The sequence below is a fragment of the Streptomyces sp. NPDC004539 genome (assembly GCF_040610055.1).
Taxonomy (GTDB): domain Bacteria; phylum Actinomycetota; class Actinomycetes; order Streptomycetales; family Streptomycetaceae; genus Streptomyces.
This window is the reverse complement of the sequence record NZ_JBEXLS010000012.1, coordinates 251,422-273,931: the sequence shown is the minus strand read 5'-3', so window position 1 is coordinate 273,931 and position 22,510 is coordinate 251,422. Positions and strand designations below refer to the sequence as shown.

The following is a 22,510-nucleotide window of genomic DNA, read 5'->3' as shown; positions in this document are numbered from 1 at the left end:
CGACCTGGTGTCAGTGGGCGCTGCCATGCTGATCGCTCGCGGCCGGAACCAGGACCGAGGGTGAAATGACTCGCAGTGCGGGTGGAAGGGACGTGCGGCGTGGCCTTGAGGGCGACGGCTGAACAGGAGGCGGCGCGGGAGGCGTTCGCCGCGGGCCAGGACTTGGCCCTGGTGGCCGGCGCCGGTACGGGAAAGACGTCCACGCTGGTGATGATGGGCTCGGCGACGCGGCGGCGGGGCCTGTACGTGGCCTTCAACAGGCCGATCGCGGAAGAAGCCAAGGGCCGGTTCGGGCGGAACGTGGAATGCCGTACGTCGCATTCGCTGGCGCACCGCGCGGTAGGCCGCCGGTTTCAGGATCGTCTCGACGCCTCTCGCCATATGCCGCTCAAGCGCACGGCGCAGTTGCTGGGGCTGGACCGGGACCTGGCGGTGGGCAAGCGGCGGCTGAGGGCGACGACGCAGGCGCGGCTCGTGATGGAGATGGTCCGGCGTTTTTGCTACAGCACGGATGAACAGGTGGCGGCACGGCATCTGGGGCCGGTGAACGGGCTGGACGACCAGGGCGCGCAGTATCTGGCGGAGGTGCTGCTGAAGCGGGCGCGGTGGGCGTGGGACGACATCTGCCTACCTGAGGGGAAGCTGCCGTTTCAGCACGACCACTATCTGAAGATGTGGGCGCTGACACGGCCGACGCTGCCGGCGGACTTCGTGCTGCTGGACGAGGCTCAGGACACCAACCCGGTGTTGGAGGAGATATTCCTGCAGCAGGACGCCCAGCGGGTGTGCGTCGGGGATCCGGCGCAGCAGATCTATGAGTGGCGACACGCCAAGGACATCATGAGCGGTTTTCCGGGACAGCAGCTGGAGTTGACGCAGTCGTTCCGGTTCGGCCCGGCGATCGCGGCGGTGGCGAACCGGTGGCTGCGGGCCGCCTCGTCGACGATGCAGCTGACCGGGCACGCCGGCGGAACCTCCGGGCTGGGGCAGGTCGAGGTCCCCGATGCGGTGTTGTGCCGGGGCAACGCGGACGCGCTCGCCGAGGTGCTGCGCTTCCTCGAGGAAGGGGTGCCGGTTGCGCTGGCCGGCGGCGGCAAGCCGCTGCTGAAGATCGCTGAGGCGGCGATCGACCTTCAGGCGGGCCGACGGACCTCGCATCATGAGCTGTTCTTGTTCTCGTCCTGGGGTGAGGTGCAGGAGTACGCCGAACAGGATTCCGCGGCAGCGGAGTTGAAGGCGATCGTGGAACTCGTCGACACCTACGGGCCGCAGCAGATCATCACGGCCGTCCAGCGGATGGTCGACGAGGACCAGGCGCGTGTGGTGGTATCCACCGTGCACAAGGCCAAGGGCCGCGAGTGGCGGCGGGTACGGATCGGGGACGGCTTCACGCCCGCGGACGAGCACCAGGAACGGGGCGTGCATCCGGCAGAAGCACGGCTGATCTACGTGGCGGTGACGCGGGCACGCGAAGTGCTGGACACCGCTGGGATCCAGTGGGCCGAGGCCCGGATCCGGCAGAACCCTCGCACCTCGGTGACAAGTACCCCGGAGGGTGTGCCGCTGGCCGCGCTGCCTTTGACGGGGCAGCTTCAGTACCCGCGCTCACCCATGTCTACATTCCTGGCCCGGCATCTGCCGCGCACGGAGCGTATGGTCGGCTCATACCAGCAGTGGTCGCGGGAACTTCCTCCTGCGGTGCAGCCGATGGACGAGCGGCGTCCCGACTACGCGGCTCTCGGACGCACCATCGACTACCGCCTGCGGCTCGCCCTCGGCCACGGCCCCGGAGACGCCGTCACCACCGGCGTTCACCTGCTCGGCAGCACCTACCCGCTCGACGGTGCGCCCGCGCCCGAGGTGCGAGCGGCCCTGCACACGGCCGGCACCCGGCTACTCGCCCGGCTCCACTCCCACCTGGAGGGTGCACCCCGGCTGGATGAGCAGGAGCTGACCCGGCTGTGTCACGTGGCGGGGTTCTACGAGGCGGTCTACCGCAACGGCGTGTTCGCCCGGCGCCGCAACCTGCTCGCCCTGGCCGACGCACGCACCACCCTCGATCAGCTGACGGCGGCGGTCCCGTTGTATGTGCTGGAAGACATCGCCGAACAGATGGCGCTCGCCGAACAACCCTTTGCGCCGCTTCGGCGGCTACCGGGCGAACAGCGGGTGTGCGGACCGGTGTTCACCGGCAGCAGTGACCTCGGCGGCGCCGACGCGGACTTCATCGTGGGCGGGCTGCTGATCGACTGCAAGGCCACCACCCGCCCCCACACGATCAACCGCCCCGCGGTACAGCAACTCGCCGGATACCTGCTTCTCGACTACGACGACGCGTACGCCATCGACCGGGTCGGCCTCTACCTGTCCCGCCAGGGCGCCCTGATCACATGGAGCGTTCCGGCGTTCCTTACCGCTCTGGGCGCTCGCGTTCCGCTGCCCCAGTTGCGCGCGCTGCTGCGCGATCACCTTCGCCAAGCACGGCACTCGGCGTCAAAGGCGTCCTGACTGGGCTCCTGGTTGATCTTGTCTGCGTCCTGCCACAGGATGGTTACCTGCTCTGGTTTCGGGTTGTCCTCCTGTGTGGTCGGCACGGCCTGTGGCCGTCAGGCAACCTCCGTTCTGTGGCCTCGCGGCGCCGAAGGTCAAGCTGTTGGAGGAGCAGGGTGGGCCACCCGGGCAGGCTCGTCGTGAGGGAGCATGCCCGCCACGTCGATGAGGGGCACTACAACGGTGTGCAGGTCTTCTCCGGCGGGGTTGGCGAGCCCGCTGTGGCGCTGCGCCACGGAGAACCCCGCGCCCGAGATCAGGTCTGCGAGCTGCAGCGAGGGGTGCTGTGTGGACTGTCCCCGCAGCAGGTGTCCCAGGTGCACTCCCCTGGACAGGTAGCGGAACTCGGGGTGTCCACGGTCACGTGCTTCCCTCTCGATGTCGTCCAGGTTCGTATCGGTGAGGGCTCTTTGGTCGTCTACCAGCATGTTGACCCTGCCCAGTTTCCGGGACCAGTTCGCGGTGATCGCGGCAACGGCCGGGATCAGGGGCTCCAGAGCTTGTGGGAGGGCCGCGTCCGGGCCGTGCGCGTCCTGGAGGTACTCGGTGGCTTCCTCCCGTGTGGTGCGCAGCAGTGCCAAGGTCTCGGTGACATTGCGCCGACGGGAACGCGCCCAGGCTTCCTCCACGACCTCATAGAAGTCGTCGACGGTGACCTGCTGGTCCCGGTTCTTGTGGGAGGTGAACGCGACGGTGGACGACAGCAGCCGGTCGAAGAGCGCCGGCCCCAGGGCGCGCGGCCCCTCATCGAACAGGCTGCGGGCCATCTTGCGTGCACGGCCGGCGTTGCGGATGTTGCGGCCCTGCTTGTGAGCCTGTTCCTCGACGAACAGGTCGATCAGCTTGCCCACGACGAAGTAGTGCTTGTCGATCAGATAGACCGATGCCCTCTCATGCAAGGCACCGCCCGGTGCCAGCAGCGCGGACAGAACCGAGCGCCGCTGGCCGTTCTTCGGGCCGGCAAAGACCTTGGAGAACTTCAGCTCCGGTGCCTGCAGGCGGCTGGCGGTGCGGATCGCATCGACGATGGGCTCGGCGTCGGCGTCGCTGATGGCGACTGATCCGATCGACAGGTAGCGGCTGCGCTGCTCGCCGTGCAATTGGTCACCGTCCCATCCCGATTCGTCGACGGCCACCCACCGTCCCCCTCCCTCGATGTCCGCGGTGGGGCCGGGTTGGTTGCGGCGGGCGTAGTTCGGGCCGAGCAGGCCTGTGCCCTGGTTGGGGCGGCGGGAGGGATCACTCATGGCGTGATGATGCGGCACACGACGCCAACTGGACAACGCGCGTCACCTCGGGCCGCGCGGGGCTCCCCCGGGACGAGAACTGACAGGCTGTCGGAGGGTCGCAAGACACCGGCCAGCGCCGCGAGTTCAGCAGGGAGCCTCGTACCGGGAGGCTACACGGCTGCGGCCACCTCAGACCGGATCTGGATCATCGCATGCTCCGGATCCGGTCCTCCCCATAGGCTTAGCCCAGCACCATGGCATCGCATGTCCGGGAGGAGCAGCTTCATGACCCGCTACAGCGTCGCGTCCGACCGGCACGAACTGGTAGCCAGCTGGGGAACCGGCGAAGGTGACCTGGCCGCCGGTATCGCCGCCTTGCCACCCGGCGCCGACACCACCAGGCTCCTGGGTCTGGCCGGCGACTGGGACGAGACCAAGTCGTCCATAACCCGCCAGGTCCAGGACTCGCTCAAGACGCTGGAGTGGGTCGGCCGCGGGAGAATCTCTGCATCTGCGGCCCGTCCGGGACGGGAAAGTCGCACTTCACGGAGGCGCTGGGGCAGACCGCGGTCGAAGCCGGCCTGACCGTCGCATGGTTCACCATCGAAGACCTTGGGGCTCTGGTCCGCCGTCATCGAGCCGACGACTCCCTGGCCCGGGCCACCATGCGGTTGATCCGGACCGACCTGATCATCGTCGACGACATCGGGCTCCTGCCCGTCTCGCCGGACGCCGCCGAGGGCTTCTACCGCCTGGTGGATGCCGCCTACGAACGGCGGGCACTGGCCGTGAGTTCGAACCTCCACCCGTCAGGCTTCGACGAGATCATGCCGAAGACCCTGGCCACCGCCACCGTCGACCGCCTCCTTCATCACGCTCACGTCGTGGTCACGCAGGGTGAATCGTTCCGGCTCACCGAGGCCACCACCGGGAAGGGGGTGATGCCTCTGAGGTGAACGAATCCTCAGAACGGCGGGGAGATATCTGGCCGCTGCCGGGGACGTCGAGTCGGCCATGAGTGCGAGGGACATCTGGCCGCCACCGGGGATTACAAATGGCCGTTGACACAGGTCTTCGGGTGGAGGCACGTCGAAGTCGGTGCTGCGCAACCGGATGGAGTCCCTCGCCCGGCCGGCGTCGCGGGACCGTCGTCGGCCCGGTGTCTCTGGTTCTCAAGCCAGCTGCGCCGTGTGTCTGCCGGTCACCGGCATAATCGACGCAGTCGCAGAAGCAGGACAGGAGCCCGGTTTGGTCAGCACGCCCGACGTCCCCGATGCCTCCATAGATGCTGTCCCCACCCGCTACGGCGACACCACGTTCCGCTCCCGGCTCGAAGCCGACTGGGCCGCCACCCTCGACGGCAACGGCATCCGGTGGGAGTACGAACCCGAGACCATCACCCTGTGTCGGCGTACAGGTGAACGTGCACAGCCGCGTACGGATGAACGTGCTCAGTTCTTGATGCGGTGAGGCCGGTGGGTCGGCACTCTGCTCCTGTGTCTTCGGGGTGGCAGAGAGGCGGCTGACGGTGGTCCTGGACCCGCATCGCTGGCTGGAGTTGAGGCGTTTCCGCGGTCTTTACGAGTCCGGGGCGATGAGCCTGTCAGAGATCGCCAAGGCGACCGGGCTGAACCGTCGCACGGTCAGTAAGTACCTGTCGGGGCAGGCACCGATCGCGCCGCCGAAGCGGGCGCCGAACGGGAAGCCGAAGGCTCGGGTGGTGGACGAGGTCGCGCCGCTGATCGACGCGATGCTGCGGGCCGAGATCCTCATCAAAGGGGCGGTGGTCCACGAGCGTCTGGTCAAGGAGTACGGCTTCACCGGCAACTACCAGCGTGTGAAGATCTACCTGCAGGAAGCCCGGCCCCGGATCGCGGACGAGCTGGGCATCAGCCCCGGTGAACTCGCGGGTCTGCACCGCCGGTTCGAGGTCATCCCCGGTGCTCAGGCGCAGGTCGACTGGGGCGACGAGGGCAAGATCCTCGCCCATGTCGGGATCCCGAAGGTCTACTCGTTCCACATGACCTTGTCCTACTCGCGCGATCCGTTCTGCTGCTTTACCACCGGCCAGGACCTGGCGACGTTCTTCGACTGCCATCGCCGCGCGTTCGCGCACTTCGGCGGGGTGCCGATGACGATCGTCTACGACCGGACCAAGACGGTTGTCCGTCGCCACGTCGCTCCTGGTGAGGCGGTTCCGCTGCATCCTGAAGCGGTGGCCTTCGCCGGGCACTACGACTTCGACATCGACGTCCTGGCCGCCTACCGCCCGACCGGGAAAGGACGGGTCGAGCGCCAAGTCCTCATCGTCCGCGATCATGTTCTGGCGGGCCGGGCGTTCTCCTCCGTCGAGGAGATGGATGCCGCCTTCACCGCCTGGGTGCCGATGCGGCGGGCGAAGGTCCACGGCACCCATGGCGAGGTCATCGGGCATCGCGCCGTCCGTGACCACATGGCCCTTCGGCCGCTGCCGCAGACACCGTATGTGGTCGCCCAGCGGCATCTGCGGCACGTCGGCAAGGACTGCCTGGTCGCCTTCGACGCGAACCTTTACTCGGTGCCGGCCCGCAAGGTCCGTGCCCGTCAGCTGGTCGAGATCCGGGCCACAAAGTCGCAGATCAGCCTGCACTCCACCATCGTCGACGCCAATGGCGAGACCCTCCTGGCCGTCCACCCGCGGGCTGTTGGCCGCGGCGCCCGCGTCGTCGATGACAGGCACTGGGACGGACTGCCCAGGGGCGACAACCGGCGCGTCACCACCGGCGACGTGATGCCCCGGCCCCACCGCCAAGACGCCTTGGGCGAGGAGGCCGGACCGCTCAAGGCCCTGCTGAACCGGTCCGCCGCCAGCCGCATCGAGGTCAGCCGGCGCCCGTTGTCGGTCTATGACGAGCTGACCGGCACCCGCCCCTTCACCCCCAATTCGACGACGAGGGAAGCCCGTTGAGCCAGCTGGTCACCGCCCGCATCCGCAGCACGGCCGCCAAGCTCGGCCTGCCCCACCTGGCCGAGAGCCTGAACCAGTACGCCGAGCGGGCCGAGGAGGGCAAGCTCGGCTACCTCGACTTCCTTGACCTGGTCCTGGCCGAAGAGCTTGCGGTCCGCGATGACCGACGTTTCCGACAGGGCCTGCGACTGTCGAAGCTGCCGCACCACAAGACGCTGGACGACTACGACTTCTCCTTCCAGCCCGAACTCGACCCGCGCAAGGTCAAGGACCTGGCCACCCTCTCGTTCGTCGAGGCGAAGGCCAACGCAGCTCTTCTGGGCCCGCCCGGAGTAGGCAAGACACACCTCGCCGTCGCCTTGGCCGTCGCAGCCTGCCGGGCCGGGTTCTCGATCTACTTCACGACGCTCGACGACATGGTCCGCCACCTGAAGACCGCCGAAGCCGCGGGCCGGCTGACCAGCAAGCTCCGTTCCTACCTGCGGCCCAGCGTTCTCGTCGTCGACGAGGTCGGCTACCAGCCCCTCGAGCGCGCTGAGGCCAACCTGGTCTTCCAGGTGATCTCCAAGCGTTACGAAAAGGGCTCGATCATCCTGACCTCGAACAAAACCTTCAGCGAATGGGGCCAGGTCTTCGGCGACGAAGTCCTCGCCACCGCGATCCTCGACCGCCTCCTGCACCACTGCGACGTCATCGCGATCAACGGCCCCAGCTACCGGCTGAAGAACCGCCTCGCCGCCATCGAGCGCGAGACTGAAGTGGCTTGAGAGCTGAGCACGTTTATCTGTACTTGGCTGAGCACTTCAACGAGTACGCGGACAACCCTGGACTCCGGCACCCTCTACCTCCCCGATTTCTGGCTGCCCGAACTCGGCACCTGGATCGAGGTCAAAGGCCCCGGCATACCGCGAACCGAAAAAACGGAAGAACTGGCCCGCACCCGCGCCTGCCGTTGCCAAGGCTCCTGCACCTGCCAGTGGCCCGGAGGCGAGTTCGTCCTCCTCGGCAAGCCGTCCCTGGCCTCCGACTGGAACGAGCCCGGCCACCGCCCTCGCAGCGGCTACGCGAACTGGGCCGCTGCCTTCGGGCCAGCAGCGTACTTCGTGACCTGCCCCGCATGCACACGAGCGCAGTGGATCACCCTCCGGCGCCCGTGGCGCTGCCGCGCCTGCCGCGCGCTGCTGGAGCGAGAACAAGTCCACCGGCCCGTCGACCGGATCGTCCGCTTCGTCGAGACCAGCACCACAATAGGTCTCTTCGCGATGCCCGACCTGGGAGGACCCTTCACCGACGCGGAACTCGGCCTGGCCGACGGCCCCGAGGACGACGTGCCGTGATCCACTGCGCTCCCGTGCGGCGCGGCCAGGCTGGCCTGGATGAGGGGCTTCTATGCCTCGTCCGCGACCCGGCTCCGAAGACTCTCGACGTAGTCGGGGCGGAGCGCGGCACGGTGGCGGGGACGCCTCCCCGCATTGATGCTCTGCACGTACCTGGCCAGGCTCCCGGGGTTGCTGCCTGACCAGCCGTGGGCGAGCACCCACCCCGCATGGCTTCACCGTCCATACGGATGCCCGCGGCGTGCAGGGCCAGAAGACTACTGACGACCAAGTCCCTGTCCCGGCCTGCCGTGATCGCGTTACTGAGATTGACCATCGTCGTCAGATCTTCCAGAGCCTCAACGACGACCGGATCGAGCGCGGGTGTCAGCACCCGCCACGCCGAGGCATCGCCCAGCAGATCAGGACTCACGGCCGTCACCCACGGCCTGATCCCGTCTTCGGTACCAGTGAGGACGCACAGGGCCCGGATATGCCCACTGCCGCACTGCGCGATCTGTCCAAGATCTTCCATATCCGGCCACGCCATCAGCACGGGACCGCTCGCGCGGAGGAACCCACCGCCTCTGCCGGTGACATGCTCAACGTCCGGGGAACCATCGACGAAATGCTGCAGTTGTGAGGAGTTGGCGAGGTTGGACTTGAGGCTGCTCCACACCGTGATGGTGTCGCCTTGCTCCTTGTGGGCACGGCACCAGGCAATGGCCGCGTCCACACCTTCGCGGTCGTAGCTGGCAACAGCACACGGGGGCTTCACGTGCTGGTCGGACATCGCTGCTCCCTGCTCTCGGTTCAGGCCAAGGCAACGCTAGGCGCAGGCACTGACACTCCCGTGTGCCTGGGCGGCGTGTCCGTCCGCCGACAGGTTGCAGCTCCCGCCCAGGAGGAGACGCGGCCGCGGAGGCGGCCTTGAGGTTGACGCCCTCTCCCTCGTGGAAACGGCAGGGTCGCAGGTGCTTCTGCCGCCCATGCGCGGGCTTGAAACCGTGTGTCTGGGAACCGATTCACGCCACGGAATCGGTTCCGGCCACTAGCACGCCTGCTTCATCCCACCGAGATCGTCCCCTGCGTATCGCGCCGCGCAGGCATCACGCCCCATGCCTGATTCTCCCGTTCCGTCCAGACATTGAGGCCATGGGCCGTCTCGTGGGACACGAGCGGCCCCGGGGTTGGGCTGTGTGTGTTCAGATCAGCGGCCGCGGTGTGATGACACCGTCCTCGTCCACGTTCCAGTGTGCGAGCTGGTCACGAAAGATCACGGCGCCGGGTGCCCCGAGGGCCGCGGCAAGGGATTCCGTCAGGGTCGTGGTGGCGGGCAGTTGAACTGCGTGGGCGATGAGTTCGGCGATGCGGCCGGCGGTGACGTGAAGATCGAGGTCGATGGACACGACGGGGGCGGTCCAGGTGAAGCCGGTGACCTCGACCAGTTCGTGCTCTCGCCTCAGCCAGACCGGATGCTCGAGTTGGTGGTGTCCGGTGACCGTGTCCGTGGAGCCGTCCGAGGGCGTGGCACGGGACAGTTCGGCGTGCCAGGGGGCGAGGAGCGAAGACAGCGGTCCCTGCCTTGTTCCCGACGCGTCGTAGTAGGAGACCTCGTGCACGGACACTCTGCCGGTGCTGTCTTCTGCTTCGGCAGGCGCCGGTTGGACCTGGCCGGTGGCCTGCCACCTCGTGTGCGGCTCGCCCAGGGCGTATCCGGTGGCCGTGACTTTGACGGCTCTGACCCGACCGTTCCAGTCGTGGTCGGTAAACGGCCGCAACTGCACCAAAGCGATGCCTTCGTCGCGGGCGTATGCGCATGCCCCGGCCGTGAACCGTGTGGTCGTCACCACGATGCCCTGGACCGGCTGGAGTTGGACCAGAGCACCGTTGAAGTCCCGGACGATGCCGATCCCGACGCTCTCGCTGCCGTAGTCCTTGCACTCCACCAACACCCGCTGCTGCACCTGGTGGTAACTGGCGCTGACGTCGATCTGGTGGAATGCCTCCTTGCCGTCACCGCTCAGCTTCACGTCGTGGACCACGAGGCCGCTGTCGTCGAGGATCTTGAAGACAAGGGCGGTCAGGCGTTCGTACTTGGTGCCGTCCTTCAGCTTCTCTTCGGCGATCGCCCGGTCGTAGATCTGCTCGATACGCTCCGTCACCCGGGCATCCTCTCAATCGGCGGGATCTCCGGGAAGGACGGTCAGAGGTCCACCCGGTGCGCAGAGCGTGCCGTCCCTGCTCTCCGCGAGCGCCCCCACACGTCAGGCCGGAGACGGATCCGGGCTCCCGCTTCAGGCACAGGGGTTGTGAGGCCGAAGAGCGCTCCGCGGCGGGCCGTCGCGGCATGGCCCGGGCCAGACGCACCGCGATAGCGTCATGGCCGGCGCGGGCCTTGCCGGGGTCCGGCTGCCGCCGAACGAACCGACCAGCCCAAGGAGGCCGTTGTGGATCTCACCCCCGGCGAGCGGGACGCCATCGCCGCCCACGGGTCCGCCCTGGGACTGTCCCCGGATGACTACATTCACCGGACGGCAGCCGAGCGAGCCGTGGCCTGGCAAGGCGAGCGAGCAGCCTTCCAGGCCCTGGCACGGCGGCACGGCCAGACAGCCGAGGAACTGGTACGCCGCGGAAGCCCCACCGACAGCGACCTCTGACACAGAGCCTGCTGCTGAGAGATCCGGCCGCAGGGCCGCAGTGTGGGAGATACCAAGACTGCCGCACAGCTGCTGGCCGAAGCCGCCGACGCGGCGATCCGCAAGCCCTCTTCGACCTGTCGGAGCTTCGTCGTGCCGCCGGCGATGACAAGGGTGCCGAACGCCTTCTGTTTCAGGCTGCCGCCGCAGGCGATGCCCTCGCTCAACTCCTCCTGAACGAGCGCATGCAAGATGAACCGCAGGAACTGACAAGCTCGCTCCGCCATCGCGCTGAGGCCTCGGCCGAAGCGGATGCGCCGCTTGCCGAGGCGGGGGCTCAAGACAATCGGTCGGTCGGCCTGTTCCTTGCCGAGGCTGCCGAGGCAAGCCAGCCATGGGCCACGATCGAACTCGCCCGTCGTCGGCAGCAGGCCGGGGCCCTCAAGGCGCCGAGCGGTTCCTCGCCAACGCGGCTGCGGCTGATCATCAGTGGGCCATCAATCAGCTTGCCCGTCTCCGGCACGCTGCCGGAGACCATGAGGGCGCCGAGCAGCTCCTGGCAGAGGGCGCTGAGAGGGGTGAGCCAACCGCCCTTTTCGAGACTGCCCGGATCCGCCGAGCCGTCGGTGGCCTACCCGGCGCGGAACAGGCCCTCAACCGGGCCGACCAGAGCGGTCATCCGCAAGCTCTCATCGAACTCTTCCTGTTCCTGACGGCGGCAGGAGACGATGCCCGCGCCGAAGACACCGTCAAACGCGCCCTCAACGCCGCGAAAGCCTGGGGCGGAACCGGGAGGGATGTCTTCAGCATGTGGAGCTACCGACTTGACCCTGATGGAACCCCCACCCCGCCCCGGTGACCGCTGCGCGGGCTAGTGAGCCGCGCCACGCGATCTGAGCCGAGGCCGCCAAGCCCTCCGTCGTGTCCTTTCGGGCCGGTGTGCTGTTGGAGACAACAATCCGACGCGAGAGGAACGAGCATGTCGTACGGGTACGGCGGCGGGCCCAACTGGCCGATGATCCAGGCCCGGCGGCGAGCCGAGGAAACAGCGAGATCGGTCGCTGGCGAGGCTGCGACCCACAGGGCGGCGGCCGACCGGTGGAAGGCTGCCTTCGAGGCTCTGGCCAGCCAGGTTCAGGCAGCGGTAAGCCGCAGCGCCGCCGAGCACCGCGACGGCGGCAGATGCGGCTGCCCCTCGTGCTGGGAAGCGCTCATCACCGGGCTTGGCATGATGATCTGTTCGGCGGGGCCGGCAGGCAGCAACATCCCTGAACTCCCCGGGTCGGCCGGGCCTGGCCGTACCGGATGGGCATCTGTCGCGCACCGTCTTCATCCCGTCTTCTGCCCCACCCGGTGGGGGCCCGCACGTTCTGCGATATCCGGGGCCCTTCCGCAAAATGCCTGCCGGTGCTCGGCAGGGCGGTGTCCGCGCGTGGGGCTGGTGGCCCCCTGTCGGCCTACCGGCGCCGCCACTGCAGGAGGCGACGCAGCCTGGCCGGCGCCCTTGGCCTGTCCTGTTCGGGATTCCGGGCGAGCAGGCGACGGTCACGATCCCTGTTCTGGGCGATTTCTGCCGCCGAGTAGCGGCGGCTCCATCGGACGCGGCCGTCATGGATCCAGTAGTGCGAGCGGCACGGCAGCGCCCAGTTGCCGATCGAGGGGGCGAGGGACACGTTCTCGCCGTCATAGGTGATGGACCATTGCGCCGGGGAGAGCGGCGTGATGACCTCGTGGCCGCATCCGCAGCAGCAGAGGTGGCCGCAGGTGCGGTAAGGAATCGAGACGTACAAAACCCCTGCGTCCATCGTTGGGGGGAAGGTCTCGGTGAAGACCGGGCGCAGGGTGTCGTGCGCGGTCACGGCAGGTCCTCGTTGGCGATCTGGTTGGTGATCAGTGAGTACGTGGCGTGGCTCTCGTCGGCGGCGTCGGCGTAGATGCCGATGGAGCGTTTCCAGCGGATGACGGCCAGGACGGCGTTGAGCGCGTTGAGATCCGCGGTCTGGATGTTGCGTGCGTAGGCGTCGCGTTCGGGTGCCGGCCGGGGGATGCGGCGGCGGGCTGCGTCCCGGCGGCCCGGGAGGCTGGTGGTGACGCGCAGGAGTCCGCTGAGGCGGCCGTCGATCTCTTCGATGCCCATGCCGACGTCGATGAACGGTACGTCGTGGGCTTCGAGCCAGTCGATGATCGCCGGCTTGCCGGCGGCGTCGTCCGAGGCGAGGAAGACGAACGTGGCCCCGGTGAGCAGGTCGAGGTTGTCCTCGTCGAGGTACTGCTCGCAGGCGGACACGCCGCGGTGCATGTTGGCGTAGACCGAGGCGAAGTGGGTGGCCTTGGGCGGGCGGGCGCGGAGGGTGTCGAGGGTGGGGGCGCCGGGGGCCCGGAAGGCGTTGTGGTTGTCGAAGGTGTCGCCGTCGATGAGGAGGATCGAGTCGACCTCGGTCTTGGCGACCTGGTCGAGGATGTAGCTTCCGCTGCCTCCGAGGCCGACGATCACGATGCGCTGTCCTCGGAAGCGGCGGTGGACGGCCGCGATACCGGCGCGGGAGGTGGCGGTGTCGCGGTAGACGAAGGGGCTGTCGTCCTCGGTCTCCTGCCACGCTGCGCCGGGGGTGGGGGTGGCCGAGGAGTCGAGTACCTGTGCCTGGTCGGCGATGATCCTCGCGTACGCGGTGATCTTCGTGTACTCGTCGGGGTAGCCGTCGGGGCTGGGTTTGCTGGAGAGCATGAAGGTTGCCTGCATGCCCTCGGCGATCACCCGGGTCTCCGGATGGGCGAGGGTCAGGGGGCGGCCGTGCTCGTCACAGGGGGCGGAGCCGCTGAACCAGATGCGGTGGTCGGTCGCGGAGGCCAGGCGGTCCCCGCTGATGGTCACGGGGTAGGCGAGGAAGCCGTGTTCGACGGTGCGGTTCTCGGTGACGTACGGGATGTGGCGGACGATGATGTGGCCCGCGTGGACGACGACGTCGTAGCCGTCGTCGAGGAGGCGGGACAGGTCCCGGTCACGAGCGAGAGGTGCGGTAGGCATCGAAGACCATCCCCTTCTTCACCTGGACGCTGTGGCCGGCGGTGAGGCTGCCCGTTCCGTGGCCGTCGTGGCCGCGGCTGTACTGGACGGTGTAGGTGTCCTGGTCGTTCGGCGGCTGGCCGGGGTAGGCCAGGTCGACGACCTGCTCGAAGGTGATCTCCTTCGCCGCCCAGGTGTGCAGGCGGGCGTTGACGATGATCGTGACGGGCGCGGGCCCGTGGCTGTCCTGGGACATGGGTCCTCCTGGAGTGAGGGTGTCGGGTGTTCGCCCGGGCTCCCCCGGGCGGGGCTGGGGTGTCTGCCGCACCGCCGCAGCAGCGGCGCGGCAGACAGGCGTGCTGTTGCGGTGTCAGCGCCGGGGAAGGGCGAGGAGGTTGTTGGTCCACACGCCGTCGGCGCGGGTGCGCAGGTACTTTTCGCCGCGGGCGGGCGTCACGACGGCGACCTCCGTGCGGTGTCCGGTTCGGTCGCTGGTGTAGGCCTTGCCGCCCTGGTTCTCGATCCAGTCGACGAGCTGCGCACGTGTGCTGTGGCCGGTCTCGCTGGAGGCCTGGTTGGTCCACCACAGGTGGGTGATGTGTTCGTGGGTGGTGCCGCCGGTCGACAGGCGCACCGCGGTGATCTGAATGGCCATCGTTTAGTTCCTGCCGGCGAGGTTCCGACGGCGCCCGCGGCCGGCGCCCGGGTTCCGTTCACCCCTGAGTGGGGTGCTTCGCCTGGGACGGACGACGTAACTCGCGGGTAGGGGTGAACGTGGTGCAGATGGGGGTGTCGAAGCGTCAGTCGCAGTCGAGACAGCGGTCGCTGCCCGCCCGGAACATCGACGGCGGGTGCCGGATGAAGCAGCCCGGACAGAGGTGCTCGGAGACACGGGGCGGGCAGGCGCAGCGGCCGCAGTCGGGGCACGGGGAGATGCGGCAGCGCTCGCAGGCGGGGTCGAAGGAGCGGTACTCCTCGTCGCAGTTCGCGCAGATGTAGTCGCGTGACTGGGGGCCGGTGTCGGAAGTGGGCGGGGTGAAGGCGCGCCAGGGGGCGGAGTCAGCGACGAGGACGGCGACGAGGTAGCCGTCCATGGACGCGGTGTCGGTGTGCAGCTCCCGTCCGAGGATGCCGTCGCGGTAGCGGACCTGGGTCAGCCCTCGGGCGTGGCCGGAGCCGGAAAGCGCGCGGTCGATGACGGCTATGTCGCCTTGGAAACTGCCGCGCCGCAGGGGCGGAAGGCCGTGGGAGGCGGCGAAGGCAAGATGCCCTGCGGCGTCGAGGAGCAGGATGTGGCCGGGCGCGGGGAGATGCTGGGCCGCTCGTACGCAGACCGCCATGCGGGAGGCGTTGCTCGCCTGCCACAGCTGGGTGATCGCCACAGCGGTGGGGCCCTTGGCGTCCAGGTGCCGGTGGACGAGGGGCACGGGGAGCAGGATCTCGGCGGCGAACGCGTCGCAGGCGGCATCCTCCAAAAGGACGCCGCCGTCGGGTTCCCTGGCGAAGGGCTCCATGAGGTCGTAGCTGCTTTTTTGCAGGTGGTGGCCCAGTTCGTGCAGGGCGGTGAAGTCCCGCCGCGCACGGCTGGCGGACGTGGCGACGGACAGGCGCGGCGGCGGGCCCTCGTTGTATGCGCCGGCAACGCTGCATCCTTGTTCCGTCTGGTTCTCCTCGACTTGCAGGACGGTCAGATCGGGCCAGGTTTTCAACTCGGCGAGGGCGCCGTGTGCCAGGCGTTCGAGCGCGCCGGGACGGGTCGTTTCGAGTTCCTGGATCATCGCGGCGGCCTGAGTCCGGGCGGCGCCGGCGAGCACGTAGTTGACCACGCGGCGGTCCCCTATTGGTCCAGGCACAGTTCGAAGTAGCGGTCTGTGCGTGCCGTCCAGTTCGGTCGGGTGCGGTCGTCGTCGCGTGCCGCGAGTGCGTAGATACCGTAGACGGCGCGCAGCCGGGCATCGTGTTCGCTCTCGTCGTGCTGAGCGGCGAGCGCCTTGGTTTGTTTGCGGCGCAGGGGGCGGTTGAGTTCGTGCACGATGGCGGCCGGCAGGGCGGGGTTGGCCGCGAGGAGGTGGCTGGCCGGCTGGCCGAGGCGGTCGGCGAGTGTGGCGGCCTGGTCGGCGGTCAGGGCCTGGTGTCCTCTCCAGACGGCGAGTGCCTGGGGTGGCGGCAGTTTCAGTTCGGCCCCCAGCTGCGGGACGGTGACACCGTGGTCACGAAACAGCTGGTGGAGGTCTCCTGATCCCTGGGGGGCCCACTGTGCCGAGGCCAGGCACTCAAGGTTGCCTGCCACCATGGCGCGATACTCGACGGCCGATGCGGAGAGGGCTGTGCCGCTCCCCCACTGCGTGCCGGGCACGGCGTCGGCGAGGGCTCGGGCGGTGAGGGCGGGAGGGCGGCTGGTCAGTTCGCTGACCTGGCGGTCCAGCACGCACCACGGAAGGACGGTCTCCAGGCCCCACCACAGTGCCAGTGGCTGTTCCAGGGTGGTCGCCTGGGCGGGCAGGAGCACGGTGTCGGCGTCGGCATACCGCTCGAAGGACGCGGGCACGGCGCGCAGGGTGTCGTCGTCGCCAGCCGCGGTGATCAGCAGCAGCTGGATGGTGTCCTGCCATACCGCGCGCCAGATCTGGCGCGGCTGGGGGTCCTGGGGTGGTGCGGTGGCGACCTGGCGGACGGCGTCGGGCACTTTCAGTCCCGCCGCGGCGGCCACCAGCCGTTGGTAGGCAGTGGTGTGGGCAGAGCTCATACCGTCTCCCCCGTCTCCTCGGCTGTGGTCCATCAGCGCATTCTCTTCTCACTGGGTCCAGACGACGTAACTGGGGCTGTTCACGACGGAGCGTCGCCGCAGCGCCGCAGCAGGGCGGTCATGACCGCGTGGGGGTCGCTGTCCGAGGATAGAGCGGTACGGAGCAGTGTTTTCAGGTTCTCTAGGACGGCCGCCGCATGGGCCTGCCGGATCTCCAGCAGCTGCGCCGCGTGATGGGTGTCCTCGTCGAGGTAGGGAAGCAGCAGGCGTTCGTTGGGTGACAGGCGCTGCCAGATGTCCTCGGCCACTCCGTCGACACCCGTGGGATCCGGTGCGGTGGCGGCAGCGTGCTGCTCGACGAGTTCGGCGACACTCCCTTCATCGGCGTACAGCGCGGTGAATCGGGCCGGCGCCAGGAGCTCGAACCGGGCCTCGAGGACCTTGGCGAGGTCTTCCTCCCGCACCGCTCCCTGGGCGTACTGGAGCACGCACGAGAGGATGGTCTTGAGGGCATGGACTGTCTGCTTGGGGGTGGGGCCGGAATGGTTCCAGCGGGTGATACCGACCCCTTCCACTCGTGCCGCCTCTGCGATGAGATCGCCGAGATCTCCCTGCCACACGACTCCCTCGGCATGCTCGGCCAGCGCCCAGCGCGGCGGTGAGCCGCTGTTCTTGCGGTAGGCCGCGTCCTCGCCCATCAAGCGGGCGATACGACGCCGGAGCTTGCCCCGCGGCGTCCTCTTCGCCTCATCGATGAGGAAGTTCTTGATCGACGTGAGGAACAGCCGCTCCAGGGAGGCCTCGTCGGCGGCCTGGGCGAAGCAGACAGTCACGAACCGTTGTCCCGCTCCTTCCTGAGACAACATCGCACTGATCACGTCGTAAGCCGCGTCATCGCTCCAGACCGTGTGCCCTTCAGGCGGCGGAAAGCCAGAGGCACGGCGCACCTGGTGGACCAGCCGCCGCAACAGATCAAACGTGGCCGGCCCGAACCCGCCGGTCTGCAGCTCCTCGAAAGCCCCGCTGGCCACGAGCCACCCCCGATCACATGCTCCCCGCTCGGCGCCTGCAGCCGCGGGGCTCCGGGTCTACATACACCAACCTCCACCCCTCGGGTGCGCAACGCGCCCAAAGTCCCCTCGCTTCGCGGAACAGCCCCACCAGCCGACCAACCCATCTGGGCGCCTCCGAACGATCGACCGACGCCATCAGCCCCCGCACCCCCAGACCGTTCCCGATGAGCATTCTCCGGGAATCCGCCAGCGGCCCCATCACTGGGTGAAGGCCTTCTCCGGTGGGATCGTTCTCGCCGTCGCGCCACCGCCCGGCGCCACGTAGTCCCGTACCTCAAGACGTCGATCCTGCCATCGGCCAGCAACCACTGATCATCCGCGAGCACTTGGAGCTTGTTGCCACAGCCTGCGCTGCAGGCACCACACGCCTTCAACACCGGCGCCCCCTCGACCACCACTACCGGCGGCGCCCCAACCCTGAGCAGTCAACGCTCCCACTGAGCAGGCGACACACACCTTCCGCCAAAGAGCACGTCAAACCGCCTTGCCGAGCCCTGCGCTCAACCCAGCATCACAGTTACCAATGAGTAACTTATACTGAACTCCACTCCCCAGATCTGAGCAACACCCTGTTCAGCACCCAGGGACTGCTCACTTACAGGAGAGCCGCGACACCTACGGGCCGGAAGCCCCCAGCCCGCTCCGCGGGCTAACTTCCTTGCTCCGCAAGGAAGTTGATGCGGCGTCACTCCGTGACGCCTACGGAATTCGCTCCGCGAATTCCTGAAAAACGCACCGAGAAGGGCGCCTCGCTCTCCTTCCCCGCTCTTTTCTGACGATCCGTCAAGGATTTTACTGAGTGAATTAAGCAATTCGTTTCTCTGTTTTCTTTGTGCTGATAATTTCCCGGCACTGGATTTCGTGAAACTCCATCACTATCTCACCTTTGTTTCTTTTTTTATTCCGTCCGGCCACTCCCCCAAGGAAATCTGTTCGCCGTGGCTTACCGCTGATTTTTAAGGAGAAAACTGACATTACCTGCCGCAGTCGGCCAGCCCGCGCGACTCGGGGCGGTCGGACAGCCCAATGAGCTTCAACTTGCGGGACCTCACGCCCACATCCGCCTCGACGGCCTGGCCGTTCCTGACGGCACCTGTCCAGCTGGCAGCAGACGTACAAGAGCTCATCGAGAAGAACGCCTGCTGACCCACTGCTTCCAGCTGCCGACGTACACGTATCTGTCTTCCCCTGAACCGCGGCGACCGCCATGCTCCGGCCCACCACACTCAGGCTCAGCCCCTGTGAAGCCCGGTCAGAAGAGCTCCAGCAGCGCTGCGACGGACGGGATGGGAGGAGCAGCAGTGCCGGCCAGTGTTTCGGCGGCTTCCGGGGCATCTGCGAAGGGGGACGGCGTTTCGGCCGGGAATGTCTCCGGTTGCTGTCGGCTCGCCCGTATCGCTGGTGTGGTGGCCGCACGGGCATGTCGTGGTTTCAGCAGTCCGGGCGGTAGGGGCCGGCGGGTGCCTTGGGGAAGTCGTCTTGTCCGTCGAGCCATCCGCGGAGCCGTTCGGCCAGGGTGAGGTCTTCGGGGAACAGGGCGTGCCCGTGGGTCGGGCAGTGGGTGTGGGGGTCCCAGGCCCACATGCGGCCTTCTGGTGTGCTGTGGTCGACGAGGGACCAGATTCCGCAGCCCCAGGTCAGGAGTGGTACGACGGACGGTGGGTGGCCGGGGAGTGCGCGCCAGAGGGCGTATGCGTCCAGTAGGCGGTTGCTGTCGCTGTAGTTGTAGGCCGTGTCGGTCAGGGACAGTGCCTGGCCTTGGCGGCCGAATCCGCCGTCGGCGACTTCGAGGTGGATACGTTTGAGGAGCGGTGGCATCGGGTGGCCCACTGCGGTTTCCAGTTCGGCTGCGGCCTTGGGTGGTGCGGGTGGTGGCAGTTTGCCGGCTGAGGCTTGCTGTTTGATTCTGTGGATGATCTCGTCGTCGGTCATGCCGGTATTCGTAGCAGCTGGTGCTGACAGGCTGTCCGGGTCGCGAGTGGGGGCGCCGGCTGTTCTCGGGTTGTGGGGTGTCAGGCGGCGAAGCCGACGGAGGTGACGTATTCGTATTTGCCCCATTGGGAGCCGAGGTCGGTGATCTGGTCGATCCAGGCGTCGTCGAGGGCTTGGGGGTTGTTGCGGGACCAGGCGTGGATGATGGCGTCCCAGTGGCGGATGTTGAGGCGTCGGTGTTCGAGGACGCGGCGGTGGGGGGAGGGGACGTGTGTCTGGTCGAGGGGGTGGATTTCTACGCGGGTGCCGCCGCCGGAGTTGAGGCGGTGGAGGAGGTAGCGGGCGACGTTGTGGCGGCGGAGGGTGCGGTAGGCGGTGTCGATCTTGGTGAGGTTTTTGTTGTTGGGGCGTTGTTTCCCGTCGAGCCAGGCTTTGAGGGTGCGGGGGGTGACGGTGATTCCGGCGTCTTGCATGGCGCGGTGGCCTGCGGGTGAGCGGGTGAGGTAGCGCAGGCGGGCGGCGAGGCCGCGGGGGGTGGTGACGGGGGAGGTGATGCCGCCGGCGAGGGAGTCCAGGACGCGGGCGGCGGCTTCGCTGCCGCGTTCGCCGTGGGCGCCGTAGTGGCCGAAGTCGTGTGTTCTGTCGGGCATGGCCGCCTGTCACCGCCTGCCGGTGCGGGGGGTGTAGGTGTCTTTGATTTTTACTTCGGAGACGCCGCGGCCTTCGGTGAATACTTGTCGCCAGTTTCCTGCGAGGTGGAGTTCGTCGGTGCCCATGACGCGCATGACGGTGAGTCCGGCGGTGTGTGCTTTGTGGGCTTTCAGCCATAGGTTGACGAATGCCTGGGAGCGGATGATGTGCATCCAGTCCGGGCGGTAGATTTCCCGGTTGTAGTTCGATTCACCCATGGTCGACACGAACTTAGAATACATGGACTTCACGTATTCCAGGGTGGTTTCGTCGTTGTCGGTGATGGCTTTTTCTCGTGCGTCGCGGAGGGTCTGGCGGAATTTCTCGAATAGCTGTTCCGTCGCGCCGGATGTGAATGATTCGTGGATCACGGGCGGGGCGCAGAGGGGGCCGTGGGAGTCGGTCGCCAGGCGTTGGAGGAGGCGGAGGGTGGGTTCGGTCACCCATACGGGGCCTGGTTCCTCGCGGTCGCCGAGGGGGTTGGGGAGGTGGTCGTGGTGGTCCCAGTGGGGTGGGGTGATGAGGTGGATGCCGGAGCGGCGGCGGGAGTGGACGTCGCCGGTGGAGTGTTCGAGGGCGCCGAGCGGGAGGTGTGTTTTGAGGGCGGAGAGGTAGGCGCCGTTGATGTCGAGGGCGGTGACTTCGCCGGTCGTCACGGGTGTGGTGGGGCGGGTCCAGTGCGGGCGGGCTTCCCAGACGTTGTCCGCGCCGTGTGCGGTTTTCTTCCGGAGGATGTCCGGGAGCGGGGGGTGGCCCACGACGTCGTAGCGGGCGCCTACGCGGCAGGCGTCCAGGAGTGCCATCGCGTCGGGGATCGCGCGGCGGCGCAGGTCTGCGATCGCTGCGGTCAGGTCGCCTGCGTGGGTTTCCAGGGATTCCGTGACCGCGTGGGTGATCAATGTTCCTGGATTGTCGCGGCTGGAGGCGGCACGAGGGGCGGAGCGGGAAGCGGGGCGGGGTGAGGGGGTTCCGTCGGCGGGTGCGGTGGGGACGTCTGCTGTGGGGGGCGGGGCGGCGGGAACGGGCGTAGGGGCGTGGGGGGTGAGGGTGGGGGGTTCGGCTGGTGTGGTGGGAGCGGGGCGGGTGCAGGCTGCGGGGTCGAGGTGCTGGGGGTAGCCCTCTACCTCGTCGTGGGCAGGGCCGCCGCACAGTACGCAGGGGCGGGGAACCGTCGGGGGGGCGGGGGGGATGTCGTCGTCCGGTACCGGCGGTTGGGCTGCGGAAGTCCGTGTGGCGGCTGGGGGTTCGGCGGGGGGCGTGCTGTTCTCGTCGGTGGGGGGTGTGTGCAGTCTGTGCCGGGCGGCGTCCAGGAAGTATGCGTAGCGTTCGCGGAGGTCGCCTGTCGGTTCGCGGGTCGATTCCCAGCCGCGTACGGTCGACGGGCTCACTCCCAGGGCTTCGGCCACCTGGGCGCGGGAGAGGCCCAGGGTCTCCCGTAGTGCGCGGCGTTCTTCGGCGGGGGGGAGTTCGGTGCGGGGGCGGATGCCGGAGAGGAGTGCGTCGATCGCGGAGAAGTCGGTCAACGCCCTGTACTCCTGTGCTGTGCGTCGGCGGGACGCGTACGCGTGTGGCTGGTTGTCGCTCCGTACAGCACTGTGACCGTCACCTCTTGTCCGCACCGCCGACGGCAGCCCCGTCACGTCCGACCCTACCCTCGCCCGCGACCGGGAATCGGGGCATGTCGACGGGGTGGTTCCGTGTTCTTCTCCGTGCGGATGGATGGGGCCTGCGGGCTATGCTCGCGCGGGTGCGGATCATCAAGTACACCCATTCCTGTGTCCGGTTGGAGCATGACGGTGGGGTGCTGGTCATCGATCCCGGTGTGTGGAGCGAGCCGGAGGCGCTCGACGGGGCGGATGCGGTGCTGGTGACGCACGAGCACAGTGATCATGCCGATGTGCTGCGGCTCAGGGGGGCGGGGGTGGCCGTCTACGCCCCGGGGGCGGCGGACATGCCGGGGGTGGAGTTCACCGGGGTCGGTGCGGGTGAGGAGTTCGTCGCGGCGGGGATGCGGGTGAGTGCGCACGGCGGGCGGCACGCGCATGTGTACGGGGGCATGCCGGACTGCGTCAATCTGGGGTATCTCGTGGAGGGGCGTGTCTATCATCCGGGGGATTCCTTCCACCGGCCCGGGCGGGCGGTGGAGAGTCTGCTGGTTCCTTTGCAGGGGTCGTGGATGAAGACGGACGAGGCGATCGGTTTCGTGCGGGCCGTCGGGGCGGAGCGTGCCTTCGGTATTCATGACGGGCAGCTCAACGAGCGGGGGCTCGGCAGTCTCAACGGGTGGCTGGCCCGTGGGTGCGGCGGGCGGTACCGGTGGCTGGCGCCCGGGGAAAGCGCCTGACGCCGTCTCATGTGGTGGCCGGCCGTTGCGGTCGTGGCTG

20 protein-coding genes and 1 pseudogene are annotated in these 22,510 nt (G+C 68.0%); 9 read left to right on the top strand and 12 right to left on the bottom strand.

Going from position 1 to position 22,510, the window contains the following annotated elements:
• Positions 1-99: 99 nt before the first annotated feature.
• On the top strand, positions 100-2,508 hold the full coding sequence (locus ABZX85_RS25495) for a UvrD-helicase domain-containing protein (protein ID WP_355872837.1): 2,409 nt from the start codon (positions 100-102) through the stop codon (positions 2,506-2,508).
• Positions 2,509-2,645: 137 nt separating this feature from the next.
• Here ABZX85_RS25495 and ABZX85_RS25490 read toward each other — a convergent pair whose 3' ends face one another.
• Complete coding sequence (locus ABZX85_RS25490) at positions 2,646-3,797, bottom strand: hypothetical protein (protein WP_355872834.1); 1,152 nt, start codon at positions 3,795-3,797, stop codon at positions 2,646-2,648.
• Positions 3,798-4,196: 399 nt separating this feature from the next.
• On the opposite strand from ABZX85_RS25490, the pseudogene ABZX85_RS25485 reads away from it, so the two are divergent.
• The 6 genes and pseudogenes from ABZX85_RS25485 to ABZX85_RS25460 all read left to right on the top strand — a co-directional run.
• A pseudogene (locus tag ABZX85_RS25485) lies at positions 4,197-4,735 on the top strand (ATP-binding protein); the annotation flags it as partial.
• A gap of 292 nt (positions 4,736-5,027) precedes the next feature.
• A complete protein-coding gene (locus tag ABZX85_RS25480; RefSeq protein ID WP_355872831.1) occupies positions 5,028-5,249 on the top strand; it encodes a hypothetical protein in 222 nt (73 codons plus the stop codon).
• 58 nt (positions 5,250-5,307) lie between these two features.
• Entirely contained in the window at positions 5,308-6,726 is a 1,419-nt protein-coding gene (gene istA / locus ABZX85_RS25475; protein WP_355872828.1) for an IS21 family transposase, read from the top strand.
• Positions 6,723-7,493 (top strand): IS21-like element helper ATPase IstB, encoded by a 771-nt coding sequence (istB, locus tag ABZX85_RS25470; RefSeq protein WP_355872826.1) that lies wholly within the window; start codon positions 6,723-6,725, stop codon positions 7,491-7,493. Before istA ends, istB begins: the two co-directional genes overlap by 4 nt.
• A gap of 336 nt (positions 7,494-7,829) precedes the next feature.
• A complete protein-coding gene (locus ABZX85_RS25465) occupies positions 7,830-8,063 on the top strand; it encodes a hypothetical protein (protein ID WP_355872824.1) in 234 nt (77 codons plus the stop codon).
• 241 nt (positions 8,064-8,304) lie between these two features.
• Positions 8,305-8,685 carry a hypothetical protein gene (locus tag ABZX85_RS25460; RefSeq protein ID WP_355872821.1) on the top strand — a complete coding sequence of 127 codons (381 nt, stop codon included), beginning with the start codon at positions 8,305-8,307 and terminating at the stop codon, positions 8,683-8,685.
• A gap of 562 nt (positions 8,686-9,247) precedes the next feature.
• On the opposite strand, the gene ABZX85_RS25455 is transcribed toward ABZX85_RS25460, so the two are convergent.
• The gene (locus ABZX85_RS25455; protein ID WP_355872819.1) at positions 9,248-10,207 is read right to left on the bottom strand and encodes a restriction endonuclease; all 960 of its coding nucleotides are present in this window, start codon (positions 10,205-10,207) and stop codon (positions 9,248-9,250) included.
• Between the two features lie 285 nt (positions 10,208-10,492).
• Between ABZX85_RS25455 and ABZX85_RS25450 the strand changes: the two genes are divergently transcribed.
• Positions 10,493-10,702, top strand: a complete 210-nt coding sequence (locus tag ABZX85_RS25450; protein ID WP_355872816.1) for a hypothetical protein — start codon at positions 10,493-10,495, stop codon at positions 10,700-10,702.
• Between the two features lie 1,436 nt (positions 10,703-12,138).
• On the opposite strand, the gene ABZX85_RS25445 is transcribed toward ABZX85_RS25450, so the two are convergent.
• The 10 genes from ABZX85_RS25445 to ABZX85_RS25400 all read right to left on the bottom strand — a co-directional run bounded on the left by ABZX85_RS25445 (position 12,139) and on the right by ABZX85_RS25400 (position 21,649).
• Positions 12,139-12,540 (bottom strand): DUF6527 family protein, encoded by a 402-nt coding sequence (locus ABZX85_RS25445; protein ID WP_355872813.1) that lies wholly within the window; start codon positions 12,538-12,540, stop codon positions 12,139-12,141.
• Positions 12,537-13,706, bottom strand: coding sequence for a ThiF family adenylyltransferase (locus tag ABZX85_RS25440; protein WP_355872811.1), 1,170 nt, complete (start codon positions 13,704-13,706; stop codon positions 12,537-12,539). The genes ABZX85_RS25445 and ABZX85_RS25440 overlap by 4 nt, the downstream gene beginning before the upstream one ends.
• A complete protein-coding gene (locus ABZX85_RS25435) occupies positions 13,681-13,941 on the bottom strand; it encodes a multiubiquitin domain-containing protein (RefSeq protein ID WP_355872808.1) in 261 nt (86 codons plus the stop codon). The genes ABZX85_RS25440 and ABZX85_RS25435 overlap by 26 nt, the downstream gene beginning before the upstream one ends.
• A 114-nt stretch (positions 13,942-14,055) precedes the next feature.
• A complete protein-coding gene (locus tag ABZX85_RS25430; RefSeq protein ID WP_355872806.1) occupies positions 14,056-14,340 on the bottom strand; it encodes a DUF3892 domain-containing protein in 285 nt (94 codons plus the stop codon).
• A gap of 145 nt (positions 14,341-14,485) precedes the next feature.
• Complete coding sequence (locus ABZX85_RS25425; protein ID WP_355872803.1) at positions 14,486-15,511, bottom strand: ImmA/IrrE family metallo-endopeptidase; 1,026 nt, start codon at positions 15,509-15,511, stop codon at positions 14,486-14,488.
• An 11-nt stretch (positions 15,512-15,522) separates the two neighbouring features.
• Positions 15,523-16,431 (bottom strand): hypothetical protein, encoded by a 909-nt coding sequence (locus ABZX85_RS25420; protein ID WP_355872801.1) that lies wholly within the window; start codon positions 16,429-16,431, stop codon positions 15,523-15,525.
• A gap of 80 nt (positions 16,432-16,511) precedes the next feature.
• Positions 16,512-17,462, bottom strand: a complete 951-nt coding sequence (locus ABZX85_RS25415) for a hypothetical protein (RefSeq protein WP_355872799.1) — start codon at positions 17,460-17,462, stop codon at positions 16,512-16,514.
• Between the two features lie 1,473 nt (positions 17,463-18,935).
• A complete protein-coding gene (locus tag ABZX85_RS25410) occupies positions 18,936-19,436 on the bottom strand; it encodes a hypothetical protein (RefSeq protein ID WP_355872796.1) in 501 nt (166 codons plus the stop codon).
• A gap of 80 nt (positions 19,437-19,516) precedes the next feature.
• Entirely contained in the window at positions 19,517-20,086 is a 570-nt protein-coding gene (locus tag ABZX85_RS25405) for a transcriptional regulator (protein WP_355872794.1), read from the bottom strand.
• A gap of 9 nt (positions 20,087-20,095) precedes the next feature.
• Positions 20,096-21,649 carry a helix-turn-helix transcriptional regulator gene (locus tag ABZX85_RS25400; RefSeq protein ID WP_355872791.1) on the bottom strand — a complete coding sequence of 518 codons (1,554 nt, stop codon included), beginning with the start codon at positions 21,647-21,649 and terminating at the stop codon, positions 20,096-20,098.
• Between the two features lie 212 nt (positions 21,650-21,861).
• On the opposite strand from ABZX85_RS25400, the gene ABZX85_RS25395 reads away from it, so the two are divergent.
• Complete coding sequence (locus ABZX85_RS25395) at positions 21,862-22,470, top strand: MBL fold metallo-hydrolase (protein WP_355872788.1); 609 nt, start codon at positions 21,862-21,864, stop codon at positions 22,468-22,470.
• Positions 22,471-22,510: the final 40 nt, after the last annotated feature.